Genomic DNA, 14,478 nt, shown 5'->3' on the forward strand with positions numbered 1-14,478 from the left:
CAGGGCTGAACGTCCCGTCCCGCGCTGCCGCCCGCCGAGACGGACGAGGAACGGCTACCCGGCCGGGCTGACCTCCGGCGAGCCGGCCGGGGCGGGTGAACTGGCCGGCGGCGACTCGGCCGGCGGGCCGGCACTCTCCGACGGGCTCGGTTCGACGGTCGCCGACGCGGGGGCGGACGGCGACGGCGACGAGGGCGGGCTGGCCGGTGCCGGAGTCGCCGGGCGCGGCCCCGGGTCGAGGTCCGGCGGCGTGACCGGCCCGGATCCGGTCGCCGTCAGCAGCGTCAGGGCGGTGAACAGCGCGGCACCGGCGGCGGCCAGGGCGAGGCCGGCACCGGTGCCGGCCAGCACCGCGTGCCGGTCCCGCTGCCACTCCGAGCGGCGGCGGGCCGCCAGCTCCGGCGGCAGCAACGCGCGCTGCGCGGCGAGACTGTTGAACGGCGCGGCGGCCATGCCGAGCGTCGGCAGGACCAGCAGCCCGGCGAGCAACGGCCCGCTCAAGGTGTCCAACCGGGTCAGCGCGGCGACGATGCCGGCCGCGCCGAGCACGGCGAGCATGGTCTCCGCCCCGTTCGCCCGCAGCGCCTGCCCGACCGTCTCGTGCTCGCCGGTCTTCGGCGTGCGCAGGAACTCGGCCCGCCGGGCGAACAGGCCCTGCACCGAGGCACGGGCCACCACCAGCGACGTGGACTGCCAGACGAAGAAGGCACCGGCGGCGTCCCGCCAGGTGGCGCCGGTCTCCCGGCGCAGCAGCGCCACGGCGCGCAGCAGACCGAGCAGGATCAGCACCGGGACGGTGGCGACCAGGAACACCGACAACCGGCGGAACAACTGGTCGCCACCGGTCGCGAGGTTGGTCGCCCCGGCGAGCAGGAGGACGAAGAAGACCAGGCCGAGCAGGTCGCCGTACCACTGCAGTGCACCCGACAGGTACGCCCAGCGCTGCCCGGGCGTGAGCCGGTTGTGCCGGGTCCGGCGCCACGGCAGCAGGGACCGGACGTGCATCCGCAGCATCTGGATACCACCGAAGCACCACCGGTAGCGCTGGCTCTTGAGCGCCTCGAAGGTCAGCGGCATCACCCCGCGGCCCATCGACGCGTCGACGTGCAGGCCGGACCAGCCGGCCCGCAGCAACCGCAGGGACAACTCGGCGTCCTCGGTGATGCACCATTCGTCCCAGCCGCCGACGTCGTGCAGCGCCGCCCGCCGGATCAGGCCCATGGTGCCGGCGAAGATCGCTCCGTCGCGTTCGTTGCGGGACGGCTGAGAGACGGCGAAGAAGTAGCGGTACGAGTAGTAGAGCCGGCGCAGATAGGGCACCGACTGCCAGTCGCGGTAGTCCTGCGGCGCCTGGATGAAGCCGACGCGTGGGTCGTCGAACAACGGCACGCACTGGCGCAGGAACCCGCTGTCGATCCGGTAGTCGGAGTCGACCACGCCGATGATCTCGGTGGCCGGGTCGATCAGCTCCCCGAACGCGTAGTTGAGTGCACCCGACTTGTAACCCGGCCAGTCCGACAGGTGCATGAACTTCACCCCGTGCGTGGCACACCACCGCTGCACCGGCCGCCACAGCGCCTCGTCCGCGGTGTTGTCGTCGATCGCGACGATCTCGTACCGGGGATAGTCGATGCGCGACATCCGGGTCAGTGTGTCGATCACCATCTCCGGCGGCTCGTTGTGGGCCGGCACGTGCAGGCTGACGAACGGCAACCCGGCGGGCGGCCGCGACCTGGTCTCCCGGGCGAGCCGCAGGGAACGGTCCACCGGCACCCGGCGCCGCCACCGTTCGGTGCCGAGCGCGTCGCACAACTCCCACAGATAGGCCGCCGCCATACCGGCCGCGATCAGTTCGAGCAGGCACAGCGTCAGCCCGCCGGCGGTGGCCCACCGGCTCAGGCCGCCGGTGAGCGTCCAATGGATCACGAAGACCAGGTAGGCCACGCCGAGGAAGACGTTCGAGGCCCAGGCCACGTGACCCCGGGCGGACCAGCGCCGGGTGGCCGGCAGCCAGAGCAGACTCGCCGTACCGAAGATGACCACGACGGCGGCCGCGACCCGCGGCCGGACGTCCATCAGGGAGAGCGCGGCGTACACGACCGCGGCGAGGACCACGGTGCCGGCGAGCGCGAGCAGCAGCCGCCGGAGCGCCGCCCCGGTCCCGGTGACATGCCGGGCAGGCCGCGCCGGAAGGAACAGGATCAGGGAACTCAGTGGCGCGGCCACGATTCCCGCCAGCAGCAGTGCGGCTACCATCGGCCCGCCTCTCTCGCAGCGACGAGCGCCTCCGTCACCGCCGCGGCAGGAACGTTCGCGACGGTCCGCGGCGCCGGACGTCGCACCGGCTGGTTCCCGGGCATCACCACCATGCTGCGCGGCGCCGGCGACCCGCGACAGGGTACGAAGACTCCGCCGGGCGACCGCTCCGGACACCGTGAACGGGACCTAGGTCCCTGCTGATCAAGGCGCCCGCGGCGCGATGCTGGCATCGATGGAGGTGGTTTCCGTGCTGATCCTGATCATCACCAGCGTCGCCGTGTTCCTCACCGCGGCTGTGGCGTTCTGGCCCGAGGCGGCCCCGCGCACCGACGCCGGGCCGGGACAGGGCAGCACCGGGGACGACAGCCACACCGGGCCGACGACCCCGGAGGGCACGCTGACCCGCCAGCTCCTCGCCGGGGAGATCAGCCGGCCGCAGTACCGGCAAGCCCTCACCCGGCTGGCCGAGCGCGACGACCAGCGGCACCCGATGTCGGTCCCGGAGAGCGGCGGGTCCGGCGCCTGCCCGTGACACCGGCGGCCGCCGATCAGCAGATCCGTGGCAGCTGCTCGCCGAGCGGCAGGTCGAGCACGCGGCGTGCGCCGACCATCGTCCGGACCAGCACCGGTCCGCCGTCGGTCACCGCACCGATCCGGACGGCCGCGGCCCCCTCCGGCCGCGCTCGCATCGCGGTCAGCACCGCGTCCGCCCGCTCCGGCGCGACGAACGCCACCAGGCAGCCCTCGTTGGCCACGTACGCCGGGTCGATCCCGAGCATCTCGCACGCCGCCCGGACCGGTTCGGGGACCGGCAGCGCGGCCTCGACGAGCTCGACGCCGACCCCGGACGCGGCCGCGATCTCGTTCACCGCCGCCGCCAGGCCGCCCCGCGTGGGATCCCGCAGGGCGTGCACACCCGTCCCACCGGCGGCGATCATGTCGGCGACCAGCCGGTGCAGCGGCTTCGAGTCCGACGCGACGTCGGACTCGAAGCCGAGTCCCTCCCGGGTGCTCAGCACGGTCACGCCGTGGCACCCGATCGGCCCGGAGAGCAGCACGACGTCACCGGGCCGGGCGCCCGCCGCGGTGGGCGCGGCGCCGGGCAGCCGGCGGCCCAGCCCGGCGGTGATCACGAAGAGCCGGTCCGCGGCGCCCCGCCCGACCACCTTGGTGTCCCCGGTCACCACCGGGACACCGGCGGCCGCCGCGGCAGCGCCGACCGACGCGGCCACCCGGCGCAGGTCGGTCAGCGGCAGGCCCTCCTCCACGACGTACGCGACGGTGAGCGCCACCGGCAGTCCGGCCCGCATGGCCAGGTCGTTGACCGTGCCGTGCACGGCGAGCGCCCCGATGTCGCCGCCGGGGAAGAACAGCGGGTCCACGACGTACGCATCGGTGCTCAGCAACAGCTCGCACCCGCCAACGGTGACCAACGCGGCGTCCTCGAGCGGACCGCCCGGCGCCGCCGGGCCCAGCCCGGGCAGCAGCACCTCGCTGATCAGTTCCGCGGAGAGCCGGCCACCGGAGCCGTGGCCGAGCAGCACCCGTTCGGACTCCGGAAGCAGCACCGGGCAGGAACCAGCAGCGGGATCGACGATGGTCATGACACTCCTGTCGGCGGGACGGCACGGCGCCCCGCGGTGTAGTAGGCGGCGCACGTCCCCTCGGCCGACACCATCGGCGCGCCCAGCGGCGTGCGCGGGGTGCAGGCGGTGCCGTAGGCGGCACAGTCGAGCGGCGTCCTGGCCCCGGTCAGGATGTCGCCGGCCACACAGTCCGGATGTTCGCGCACCAGCAGGTGGCCGACGTCGAAACGGCGCCGAGCGTCGAAGGCGGCGAACTCGTCGGTCAGCGTCAAGCCGCTGCCGGGGATCGTGCCGATGCCGCGCCAGGCCCGGTCGGTGACCCGGAAGACCCGGCTGATGGCCTGCCGCGCGGCCTGGTTGCCGTCCCGGCGCACCGCGCGGGCGTACTGGTTCTCGACCTCGTGCCGGCCCTGCTCGAGCTGACGGACCGCCATCAGGATGCCCTCCAGCAGGTCCAGCGGTTCGAATCCGGTCACCACGATCGGGACCCGGTGCTCGGCGGCGATCGGCTCGTACTCGGTCCAGCCCATCACCGCGCAGACGTGCCCGGCGGCCAGGAACGCCTGCACCCGGCAGTCCGGGGCGCGCAGTACCGCGGTCATCGCGGGCGGCACGAGGACGTGGCTGACCAGCACGGTGAAGTTCGTCAGGCCCAGCGCGGCGGCGTGCAGCACGGCCATGGCGTTCGCCGGGGCGGTCGTCTCGAACCCGACGGCGAGGAACACCACCTGCCGGTCCGGGGTCCGGCGGGCCAGCGCGACGGCGTCCATCGGGGAGTAGACGACCCGGACGTCCGCGCCCCGGGCCCGCAGCGCCAGCAGGTCGGTGCGCGAGCCCGGCACCCGCAGCATGTCGCCGAAGCTGGTCAGGATGGTTCCCGGCCGCTGGGCGATCGCCATCGCCCGGTCCAGGACCTCCAGCGGGGTGACGCAGACCGGGCATCCCGGACCGTGGATCATGCGGACGCCGTCCGGCAGCAGCTCGTCGATGCCCTGCCGGACGATGGTGTGGGTCTGCCCGCCGCACACCTCCATCAGCGTCCACGGGCGGGTGACCACCCGGCCGAGTTCGCTCAGCAGCGCCCGGGCCAGCACCGGATCGCGGTACTCGTCGAGGTACCTCACGGGCCCAGCTCCTGTTCCAGCACGCCGTCCATGGCCCGCAGCACGGCGAGGGTGCGGGCCGCCTCGTCCGGATCCACGACACTGATCGCGAAGCCGACGTGGACGATCACGTAGTCGCCCGGCCCGGCGTCCGGGGTGTAGGCCAGGCAGACCTGCTTGCGGACCCCGCCGAAGTCGACGGTGCCGGTGCGCAGCCCGTCGCACCGCTCGACCTCGGTGATCCGCCCGGGGATGCCCAGGCACACGTCAGCCTCCCTTCCCGAGCCGGGCGGCGGCGACCACCGCCTGGCCGTAGCTGATGCCGCCGTCGTTGGCCGGCACGTCCCGGTTGAGCACCGCGGTGAACCCGGCCGCCCGCAGCGCCGCGGGCAGGCCGGCGGCCAGCAGCCGGTTCTGCAGGCAGCCGCCGGAGAGGCAGACCACCCAGACACCGGTCCGGTCGGCGGCGCGGACACAGAACTCCACGGTCACGTCGATGACCGTGCGGTGGACCGCGGCGGCCAGCTCGGCCACCGGCACCCCGGCCGCGAGCCGGATCAGCAGGGCGCCCAGGGTGCCCGACCAGTCGTACACCCAGAGGCCGGCGGCCCGGGTCAGCCTCCAGGGCAGCGCCGGGACCGGACCGGTCGCGGCCCGCGCGGCCGTCTCCAGCAGCACGGCGGCCTCACCCTCGTAGCCGGCGTCGTCGCAGAGGTCGAGCAGGCTCGCCGCGGCGTCGAAGAACCGTCCGGCGCTGGAGGCCGGCGGGCTGTGCACGCCGCGCTCGACCATCCGCCGGACGGTGGCCCGCTCGGTGGCGGGCATCCGGCCGAGCAGCGCCGGCGCGGGGGTGGCCGGGATCGGGAACTCGCCGCCGTACAGGTAGCCGAGCGCCATCCGGGCCGGCCGGTGCACCGCGCTCGCCCCGCCCGGCAGCGGCGCCCGCCCGAACCGGCCGAGCCGCCGGAATCCCGCGTACGTCGCGAGCAACACCTCGCCGCCCCAGAGCGTGCCGTCGTCGCCGAAACCCAGCCCGTCGTAGGCCACGCCGAGGAACCGGCCGTGCACGCCGTTCTCGGCCGCGCACGACACCACGTGGGCGTGGTGGTGCTGCACGCCGATCCGCTGGGTGGCCGGCGCGATCTCGCGGGCGTACCCGGTGGACAGGTAGTCGGGGTGCAGGTCGTGGGCCACCACCTCGGCCCGGAACCGGTGCAGGCGGCCCAGCCGCGCCACGCCGGAGTGGAACGCGGCCAGCGTGTCGGCGTCGGCCAGGTCACCGCCGTGCGGGCCGATCAGCGCCTGGTCCCCGCGGGCCAGCGCGAAGGTGTGCTTGAGCTGGGCGCCGACCGCCAGGATCGGGCGCCGCGCCGGGACCGGCAACGGCAGCGCGCCGGGCGCGTACCCGCGGGCCCGGCGGATCGTCCGCCGGACGCCGTCGACCACCTGCACCACCGAGTCGTCGTAGCGGGCCCGGATCGGGCGGTCGTGCCTGAGGATGCCGTCGGCGATCCCGGCCAGCCGCTCCGCGGCGGCGGCGTCGTCGATGGCGATCGGCTCGTCGGCCCGGTTGCCGCTGGTCACCACGAGGGGCCGGCCGAGGTCGTGGAGCAGCAGATGGTGCAGTGGCGTGTACGGCAGGAACAACCCGACCCGGTCCAGGCCGGGGGCCACCGCCGCGGCCAGCCGCCGCGCGGGGCGGACCGGCAGCAGCACGACGGGATGGGCCGGGGAGGTCAGCACCACCCGGTCCGCCGCGGTCACCCCGGCGATCAGGGTGGCGGTGGCCAGGTCCGGGACCATCACGGCGAACGGTTTGCGGGGGCGCCGTTTACGCTGCCGCAGCCGGTCTACCGCGGCCGGGTTCAGCGCGTCGCAGACCAGCTGGTAGCCGCCGAGACCCTTCAGCCCGACGATCCGGCCGTCCGCGATCGCCGTGGTCGCCGCCGCGAGCGCCGCCGGGCCGGCCGCGGTGCGGCGCCCGGCCGTCCAGGCCAGCCGGGGACCACAGCGCGGACAGGCCACCGGCTCGGCGTGGAACCGCCGGTCCGCCGGGTCGTGGTATTCGGCCGCGCACCGGCGGCAGAGCCGGAACCCGGCCATCGCGGTGCGTACCCGGTCGTAGGGCAGGTCGTCCACGATGGTGGCGCGCGGGCCGCAGGCGGTGCAGTTGACGAACGGGTAGCGGTAGCGCCGGTCGGCCGCGGAGAACAGCTCGCGACGGCAGTCCGGGCAGGTGGCGAGGTCGGCCGGGAGCCCGGCGAAACCGTACGGGGTGGCTCCGGGATCGCTGGGGGTCACCCGGAACCCGGGAGCCGGCACGGTGGCCGCCCGGCTGACCGTGACCTCGGTGACCACGGCCGCGGCCGGTGCCTCCCGGCGCAGCAACCCGACCAGCCGCCGCACCGCCGCCTCCGGGCCGGCGACCTCAATGACCACCTCACCGCCGTCGTTGCGGACCGCGCCGTCGAGCCCGAGCCCGGTCGCGACCCGGTGCACGAAGGGCCGGAAGCCGACACCCTGCACGGTGCCGCGCACCCGCACCCGCCAGGCCGGTACCTCGCCGACCGCGGTCACCGGGTGCCCACCAGCGCGCAGACCCGGTCCACCACCGGTTGCACCGCGGCGGCGACCGGGACGCTGAGCTCGGTGCCGAAGCCGAACTGGTCGGCGAAGGTGACCAGCGCGACCAGCCGGTCGGGTAGCCGTCCCAGGGCCCGGCCGAGGGCGAGGGTGGTGCCCAGCCCGATGGCGTGCCCGGACGCCGCGGCCGCACCGGACAGCTCCGCACCGTCCGGAAGATCCCGCTCGGTCCACTCACCGGGGCGGCGCCCGCCCGCGTCGGCGACGTCGATCACGACGGCCAGCCCGGCGCCGGCCCACGCGTCCAGCAACCGGGTCGGTTCACCGTCGCTGATCCGCAGGTCCACGCCGCGCAGGCGGCTGTCGTACGCCTGCCGATCGGCCAGTTCGCCCAGCACCCGCAGGCCGAAGGCGTCGTCGCGGCGGTACTCGTTGCCCAGGCCGATGACCACTCGCCGGCCGTCCACGTCAGCCCCGGTCCAGGTGCAGGTCGAGGAAGTGGGTCGCGCAGGAGATGCACGGATCGTAGTTGCGGATCGCCTGCTCGCACCGCGCGGTGAGCGACTCGTCGTCGAGGTCGAGCCGTCCGGCGACGAACCGGGCCAGATCGTCCTCGATGGCGGCCTGGTTCTGCGAGGTGGGCGGGACGATCCGGGCGCTCCGGACGATGCCGTCGGCGTCCAGTTCGTACCGGTGGAACAGGGTGCCGCGGGGCGCCTCGGTCGCGCCCCGGCCGACGGCGGCGCGCGGCGGGACCGGCACGGCCGGCTCGGGCGGCGGGGCGTACCGGTCGATCAGGCGGATCGCCTCCTCGACCGCGTAGACCGTCTCCACCGCCCGTACCACGATGCTGCGATACGGGTTGCGGCACTGCTCCCCCAGCCCGGCGGCATCGGCGGCCTGCCGGGCCATCGGCGTCAGCCACCGCCGGTTCAGGGTGTACCGGGCGGTGGGCCCGGTCAGGTACCGGCCGGCGCCAGCCAGCCGGGCGTGCAGCGCCGTCGAATGCGGCACCTGCTCCTCGACGATGTGGTCCTCGAAGTCCCGCACGGCGAACGAGCGCCCGCCGGAGGTGGCGACGTGGCCCGACCCGATCGCGTACCGGCCGGGCTCGACCAGCGCGAGCAGTTCGTGGTCGTGTTCGAAGTCCGGGAAGTCGAACCCGGCCACCCAGGCCACGGTCGCCAGCGCCTCGTCCAGCGCCCGCCGCAGCTGTTCCCGCAGCGGCCCGAACTCGGCCGGCGCCGGTGTCCGGTAGAAGCCGCCGACCCGCACGTTGACCGGGTGGATCGCCCGGCCACCGATCAGCTCGATCAGGTCGTTGCCGGCCTTCTTCAGCGCCAGGCCGCGCTCGACCAGGTCACGGCGGTCCTGCGCGAGCGCGATGGCGCTGTCGTAGCCGAGGAAGTCCGGGGCGTGCAGCAGGTAGATGTGCAGCGTGTGGCTCTCGATCCACTCGCCGCAGTAGAGCAGCCGGCGCAGGTCGGCGACGGCCGGGTGGACGGTGGTCGCGCACGCGTCCTCGATCGCCGCGCACGCGCTCATCTGGTACGCCACCGGGCAGATGCCGCAGATCCGGGCGGTGATGTCCGGTGGCTCGGTGTGCCGGCGCCCGCGCAGGAACGCCTCGAAGAAGCGCGGCGGCTCATAGATCTCCAACCGGACGTCCTCGACCGCGCCGTCCCGGACCCGGACGTGCATGGCGCCCTCACCCTCGACGCGGGCCAGCGCCTGCACCTCGACCAGTCTCTCGTAACGGTGCGTCATGATTTCTCACCCGCCGCGTCGAGGAGGTCGGCGAACGCCGTGGTGTTGAAGAGCCGGTACAGCCGGTCGACGTCGTCGGGGGCCATGCCGGTGGCGCCCAGCAGCTCCGCCCCGGCGGCCAGGTTGGGCGTCTCCATCGGCCCGAAGCAGCCGTAGCAGCCGCGCTGCTGCGCCGGGCAGATCGCACCGCAGCCGGCCCGGGTCACCGGCCCGAGGCAGGGCAGGCCGCGCGCGACGACCACGCACACCTGGTGCCGGCGTTTACACTCGAAGCAGACGCTGTGCGCGGGCAGGTCGGGCTTGCGGCCGGCCAGCAGCGCCGAGATCACCCCGAGCAGCTGTCCCCGGTCGATCGGGCAGCCGTGCAGCTCGTAGTCGACGTCGACGTGCGCGGCGATCGGCGTGGAGGTGGCCAGCGTGGCGATGTACTCGGGGTGGGCGTACACCAGCGAGGTGTACTCGGCGACGTCGGCGTGGTTGCGCAGCGCCTGGATGCCGCCGGCGGTCGCGCACGCCCCGAGGGTGATCAGGGTCCGGGACTGTTCCCTGATCGCCCGGATCCGCCCGGCGTCCGCCGCGGTGGTGACCGAGCCCTCGACCAGCGAGATGTCGTACGGACCCGGCAGCACCTCGCGGGACGCCTCCAGGAAGTGCGCGATCCGCACCCGCCCCGCCACGGCGAGCAGCTCGTCCTCGCAGTCGAGCAGGGTGAGCTGACAGCCGTCGCAGGAGGCGAGCTTCCACACCGCGAGGGTCGGCTTCGACACGTCCATCACAGCTCCCGTACGTTCAGCAGTGGCTCGGCGACCGGGTAGGGCACCACCGGTCCGTCCCGGCAGATCAGCAGCGGGCCGAGCTGACAGTGCCCGCACCAGCCGGTGCCGCAGCGCATGCCACGTTCCAGCGACACCCGGATCTGCTCGGCCGGCACACCGTGGCCGACCAGCGCCCGGGCGGTGAACCGCATCATCGGCTCCGGCCCGCAGACGAACGCCACCGCGTCGGCCGGGTCCACGTCGACCTCCGGGATCAGCGAGGTGACCAGGCCGACCGGCCCGTCCCAGCCCTGGTCCGGGCGGTCCACGATCACCTCGACCTGCGCCGGGCCCGTCCAGCGGCGCAGATCGTCGGTGAAGAGCAACTCGGCCGGCGACCGGGCGCCGGCCAGGACCGCCACCCGCCGGTAGGACCCGGGCCGGGACAGCACGTGCTCCACCACGGGGCGCAGCGGCGCCAGGCCGATCCCGCCACCGACCACGATCACGTCCCGGCCGGTGGCGGAGCCGACGTCCCAGGTCGTGCCGAACGGGCCCCGGACGCCGACCACCTCGCCGGGCCGGGCATCGTGCAGGGCCCGGGTCACCGCGCCCACGGCGCGGATCGTGTGGACCAGGCGGTCGTCGCGGCGTGCGCTCAGCGAGATCGGGACATCCCCTATTCCGTACGCGGTGAGCATGGCGAACTGCCCGGGCTGGAACGGCGGCAGCGTCGTGGTGACCGCGGCCAGCTCGATCGTGACCGTGTCGTGGGTGTCGGCCCGGCGGTCCACGATCCGGTACGGCACCGGGACGGCCGGGTTCACCGCGGTGCTCGCGTACCCCGCCGTTCCGGTGGTCATGACTGCTCCTGACCGGTCCGCGACGCCGCCAGGGCGGCCGCCTCCGCGGTAATGTCAATGCCGGCCGGGCACCAGGCGATGCACCGCCCGCAGCCGACGCAGCCGGACATCCCGAACTGCTCGGGCCAGGTGCCGAGCTTGTGGCTGATCCACTGCCGGTACCGGGACTGGCCGCTGGTGCGTACCGCCCCGCCGTGCAGATAGGAGAAGTCGACGCTGAAGCAGGAGTCCCAGTGCCGCCAGCGTTCCACGTGGTCACCGGTCAGATCGGTGACCTCCTCGGTCGTGGTGCAGAAGCAGGTGGGGCACACCATGGTGCAGTTGCCGCAGGTCAGGCATCGCGACGCGACGTCGTCCCAGTGCGGGGACTCCCGGCTCGCGGCGATCAGCGGTGGCAGCGGCTCATCCGGCATGTGCCGGGTCATCGTGGCGGCCGCCCGGTCCACCAGACCGGCCGCGGCGGTCACCGTCTCCCCGGGCGCCGGGCGGGTGGGCACCTCCGCCAGGATCTCGGCACCGGCCGGTGACCCGGTCCTGACCAGGAAACGGTGGTCCGGATCGACGAGTTCGGTCAGGGCCAGGTCGAAGCCGTCCCGGGCGTGCGGGCCGGTGCCCATCGAGGCGCAGAAGCAGGTCGCGCCGGGCTCGGTGCACTCGACCACGACCACGAACGTGCCGTCGCGGCGGCCGGTGTAGACCGGCTCCGGGTGGTCACCGCCGGTCAGTACCCGGTCCAGGACGCCCAGCGCCGCGAGGTCGCACGGGCGGGCGCCGAACAGCGCGTACCGTTTCTCGGACGGGGGCTCCGGGACGACCTCCGGCGTACCGTCGGGGGCCCGATCGGCGGACCAGAGCCGGGCGCGCGGCGGGTGCAGGACGTCCTTGAACGACTGCGGCCCGGCACAGTGGGCGAACGCCGCGTCGTCCGCGCGGCGCCACAGCCGGTAGTGACCGGCCTCGGTGTCGACCCCCCAGCCGTACGGCAGCTCGTGCGCGCCGCCGAGTTCGGCGACCACGACGGCCCCGTCCCGGACCATCGGGCCGACGATCGTATAGCCGCGACGGTGCAGGGCCCCGAAGAGCGCGGACAGGTCCGCCACGTCGATGAGCACCGCTGTGTCACCGGATCGCATGGCACCTCCTCGAGCCACGCCGCCGGCCGTCGCGCCGCACCGTCAGGTCCCGGTCGCCACGACCCGTCGGAACAGGATCGACACCTTGCCTTCGCTGCGTCCAGCCTGGCCCGCCCCCGATCGCCGCCGACAGGGCCTTTGGTCCCGGCTCCGGGGTCGAACCGCCGCGGCGGCGCCCCGGGGCCGACCGGCCGGGCGTGCCGGGACCTCCGGCTCTGCCCCGGCCACCGCGGGGCCGGTCAGCATGGTCCGAGGTGATAACCATGTCGACGACCGACTCCTCCGCGCGCACCGGCCCGCACATCCCCCGGGACCCCGCCGACGATCACACCGAGGCCATGGCGCGACGCCGCCGCGCGATGCTCACCGAGTACACCGGGGCCGATCTGTCCAGCGTCACCACCGGATTCGATCCGGCGGCGGCCCGCGGCAACATCGAGAACTTCATCGGGGTCGCGCAGGTGCCGCTGGGCGTCGCCGGGCCGCTCCGCATCCACGGGGAACACGCCCGGGGCGACTTCCTCATCCCGCTCGCGACCACGGAGGGCGCGCTGGTGGCCAGCTACAGCCGCGGCATGCGGCTGCTGACCGCGTGCGGTGGCGTCAGCACGACGGTCGTCGAGGAGTCGATGCAGCGCGGCCCGGTGTTCTCGTTCGCGTCCGCCGCGGCGGCCCGCGATTTCGGCGCCTGGGTCTCGGCGCGGTTCGACGAGATCAAGCGGGTGGCCGAGGGCACCACCCGGCACGGGCGGCTGCGCGACATCGACCAGTTCCAGGTCGGCCCGCTGCGTTACCTGCGCCTGAACTTCACCACCGGGGACGCGGCCGGGCAGAACCTGACCAGCCGGGCTGCCGCGGCGGCCTGTCAGTGGATCGCGGCGACGCATCCGGCGCACCCCGCATACCTGCTGTCCGGCAACATCGACACCGACAAGAAGCACTCGCAGATCAACACTCTGCTGACCCGCGGCCGGCGGGTGGTGGCCGAGGCGGTGCTCTCCCGCGCCGCGCTGCACGACGCCATGGGGGTCGACACCGCCGAGCTGTTCCGCTGGCGGCAGGCCGGCGCGACCGGGACGCTGCTGGCCGGCGCGGCCGGCAACGGGGCCCACGCCGCGAACGGCCTGGCCGCGCTCTTCATCGCCACCGGGCAGGACGCCGCGAACGTCGCCGAGTCGCACGCTTCGCTCACCTACACCCAGTTGCTGGACTCCGGTGACTACTACTGGTCGGTCACCCTGCCCGCGCTGATCGTGGCCACCTGCGGTGGTGGCACCGGCCTGCCCACCCAGCGCGCCTGCCTGGACCTGCTCGGCTGCGCCGGTCCGGGCAACGCCGGCAAGCTCGCCGAGATCTGCGCCGCGACCGTGCTCGCCGGTGAGGTGTCCCTGGCCGCGGCGGTGATCCACGGCGACTGGGTGGCCGCGCACGAACGGCTCGGCCGCAACCGTCCCGGCGCGAGCGGCCGGTGAGAGTGACGAGGTGCCGGCGACGTCAGCGTCACGGCGGAGTGCCGGGCGACGCCGGCGTCACGGCGGAGTGCCGGGCGACGCCGGCGTCTCGCGGTGCGGCACCACCAGCACCGGCCGGTGGACGTGATGCAGCATGGCCATGGCGACGCTGCCGAGCAGGATCTCGCGCACCGCCGAACGCCCGCGGGAACCCACCGCGACGAGCGCGGCGTCGAGGGCACGTGCCTGGCCCGCCAGCGCCGCGGCCGTCGACCGCCCGTGTTCCAGGTGACCGTCGGCATGGTGCGCCTCCACCAGGCCGGGGATCATCCGGGCGGTACGCTCGTCGCCGTCGGCGACGAAGACCGGCACCACCGGGCGCCCCGGGAACAGCCGGGCGCTGATCTGTCGGGCCGCCGTCGCCCCGGGCGAGCCGTCCCAGCCCACCACGACCGGCCCGACGTCCAGGACCGCGCGCTCCGCCTCCAGCAGGGGATGCGGAACCACCAGCACGGGGCACCGGGCGTAGTGGACGACGAGATCGGAGACGCTGCCGAGGACCGCTCGCGCCCCGCCGAGCCCGCGCGAGCCCAGCACGATCAGGTCCGCGCCGATCTCCCCGCCGATCTCGGCCAGTTGCAGGCCCTCCCCGCCGTAGGTGCGCCGGACCAGCGGTTCGGCGGCCCATCCGTAGGCGGCGGCCAGGGCGACGCCCACCGCGGCCAACCGGGTGGCCTCTGCCTTGCCCTCGCGTTCGATGGCCGCCACGAACTCGTTGATCTCGCTCGTGCCGTGCCACAACCGGTGCCGCAACGCCGCGCTGCCGAACGGCGGGGCCCACACGAACGCCACGTGGGCCCGGGCATGCGGCAGGAGCCGGGCCGCGACCTCGATCGCGGCTCCGGCCGCTACCGAGCCGTCGTAGCAGAGCAGCACCCGGGCGCCGGTCGACCCGTCCACGATCTCCCCCTCCGGAGC

Annotated in this window: 13 protein-coding genes; 2 read left to right on the top strand and 11 right to left on the bottom strand. The window is 74.5% G+C overall.

Annotated elements, in window-relative coordinates:
- Positions 1-54: 54 nt before the first annotated feature.
- On the bottom strand, positions 55-2,256 hold the full coding sequence (locus ADL15_RS45915) for a glycosyltransferase family 2 protein (RefSeq protein WP_067706144.1): 2,202 nt from the start codon (positions 2,254-2,256) through the stop codon (positions 55-57).
- Between the two features lie 235 nt (positions 2,257-2,491).
- Here ADL15_RS45915 and ADL15_RS45920 point away from each other — a divergent pair, with 235 nt between their 5' ends.
- On the top strand, positions 2,492-2,791 hold the full coding sequence (locus tag ADL15_RS45920) for a hypothetical protein (RefSeq protein WP_157442013.1): 300 nt from the start codon (positions 2,492-2,494) through the stop codon (positions 2,789-2,791).
- A 16-nt stretch (positions 2,792-2,807) separates the two neighbouring features.
- Here the strand turns inward: ADL15_RS45920 and hypE are convergent, their stop codons facing one another.
- From hypE to ADL15_RS45965, 9 genes are read right to left on the bottom strand one after another with little or no spacing between them, the layout of a single operon-like run.
- Complete coding sequence (gene hypE, locus ADL15_RS45925) at positions 2,808-3,863, bottom strand: hydrogenase expression/formation protein HypE (protein ID WP_067706147.1); 1,056 nt, start codon at positions 3,861-3,863, stop codon at positions 2,808-2,810.
- Positions 3,860-4,969 (bottom strand): hydrogenase formation protein HypD, encoded by a 1,110-nt coding sequence (gene hypD / locus ADL15_RS45930; protein ID WP_067706149.1) that lies wholly within the window; start codon positions 4,967-4,969, stop codon positions 3,860-3,862. The genes hypE and hypD overlap by 4 nt, the downstream gene beginning before the upstream one ends.
- The gene (locus ADL15_RS45935) at positions 4,966-5,214 is read right to left on the bottom strand and encodes a HypC/HybG/HupF family hydrogenase formation chaperone (RefSeq protein ID WP_067706151.1); all 249 of its coding nucleotides are present in this window, start codon (positions 5,212-5,214) and stop codon (positions 4,966-4,968) included. The genes hypD and ADL15_RS45935 overlap by 4 nt, the downstream gene beginning before the upstream one ends.
- A 1-nt stretch (position 5,215) precedes the next feature.
- On the bottom strand, positions 5,216-7,525 hold the full coding sequence (gene hypF, locus ADL15_RS45940) for a carbamoyltransferase HypF (RefSeq protein ID WP_067706153.1): 2,310 nt from the start codon (positions 7,523-7,525) through the stop codon (positions 5,216-5,218).
- Entirely contained in the window at positions 7,522-7,998 is a 477-nt protein-coding gene (locus ADL15_RS45945; RefSeq protein WP_067706155.1) for a hydrogenase maturation protease, read from the bottom strand. Before ADL15_RS45945 ends, hypF begins: the two co-directional genes overlap by 4 nt.
- A 1-nt stretch (position 7,999) precedes the next feature.
- The gene (locus ADL15_RS45950; protein WP_067706157.1) at positions 8,000-9,298 is read right to left on the bottom strand and encodes a Ni/Fe hydrogenase subunit alpha; all 1,299 of its coding nucleotides are present in this window, start codon (positions 9,296-9,298) and stop codon (positions 8,000-8,002) included.
- The gene (locus ADL15_RS45955) at positions 9,295-10,071 is read right to left on the bottom strand and encodes an NADH-quinone oxidoreductase subunit B family protein (RefSeq protein ID WP_198171295.1); all 777 of its coding nucleotides are present in this window, start codon (positions 10,069-10,071) and stop codon (positions 9,295-9,297) included. The genes ADL15_RS45950 and ADL15_RS45955 overlap by 4 nt, the downstream gene beginning before the upstream one ends.
- A complete protein-coding gene (locus tag ADL15_RS45960) occupies positions 10,071-10,916 on the bottom strand; it encodes an FAD/NAD(P)-binding protein (protein ID WP_067706159.1) in 846 nt (281 codons plus the stop codon). The genes ADL15_RS45955 and ADL15_RS45960 overlap by 1 nt, the downstream gene beginning before the upstream one ends.
- Positions 10,913-12,049: a 4Fe-4S dicluster domain-containing protein gene (locus tag ADL15_RS45965; RefSeq protein ID WP_067706161.1), complete on the bottom strand. Its 1,137-nt coding sequence runs from the start codon at positions 12,047-12,049 to the stop codon at positions 10,913-10,915. The genes ADL15_RS45960 and ADL15_RS45965 overlap by 4 nt, the downstream gene beginning before the upstream one ends.
- Positions 12,050-12,312: 263 nt before the next feature.
- Here ADL15_RS45965 and ADL15_RS45970 point away from each other — a divergent pair, with 263 nt between their 5' ends.
- Entirely contained in the window at positions 12,313-13,521 is a 1,209-nt protein-coding gene (locus ADL15_RS45970; protein ID WP_067706163.1) for a hydroxymethylglutaryl-CoA reductase, read from the top strand.
- Between the two features lie 57 nt (positions 13,522-13,578).
- Here the strand turns inward: ADL15_RS45970 and ADL15_RS45975 are convergent, their stop codons facing one another.
- The gene (locus ADL15_RS45975; RefSeq protein WP_067706377.1) at positions 13,579-14,460 is read right to left on the bottom strand and encodes a universal stress protein; all 882 of its coding nucleotides are present in this window, start codon (positions 14,458-14,460) and stop codon (positions 13,579-13,581) included.
- Between the last annotated feature and the right edge of the window lie 18 nt (positions 14,461-14,478).

Source organism: Actinoplanes awajinensis subsp. mycoplanecinus (assembly GCF_001509495.1).
GTDB classification, from domain to species: Bacteria; Actinomycetota; Actinomycetes; order Mycobacteriales; family Micromonosporaceae; genus Actinoplanes; species Actinoplanes palleronii.

Bases quoted from the DNA above. Each gene is read 5' to 3' on its own strand.
- ADL15_RS45915 (WP_067706144.1), bottom strand. From the start codon at position 2,256: ATGGTAGCCGCACTGCTGCTGGCGGGAATCGTGGCCGCGCCACTGAGT.
- ADL15_RS45920 (WP_157442013.1), top strand. From the start codon at position 2,492: ATGGAGGTGGTTTCCGTGCTGATCCTGATCATCACCAGCGTCGCCGTG.
- hypE (WP_067706147.1), bottom strand. From the start codon at position 3,863: ATGACCATCGTCGATCCCGCTGCTGGTTCCTGCCCGGTGCTGCTTCCG.
- ADL15_RS45950 (WP_067706157.1), bottom strand. From the start codon at position 9,298: ATGACGCACCGTTACGAGAGACTGGTCGAGGTGCAGGCGCTGGCCCGC.
- ADL15_RS45955 (WP_198171295.1), bottom strand. From the start codon at position 10,071: ATGGACGTGTCGAAGCCGACCCTCGCGGTGTGGAAGCTCGCCTCCTGC.
- ADL15_RS45960 (WP_067706159.1), bottom strand. From the start codon at position 10,916: ATGACCACCGGAACGGCGGGGTACGCGAGCACCGCGGTGAACCCGGCC.
- ADL15_RS45965 (WP_067706161.1), bottom strand. From the start codon at position 12,049: ATGCGATCCGGTGACACAGCGGTGCTCATCGACGTGGCGGACCTGTCC.
- ADL15_RS45970 (WP_067706163.1), top strand. From the start codon at position 12,313: ATGTCGACGACCGACTCCTCCGCGCGCACCGGCCCGCACATCCCCCGG.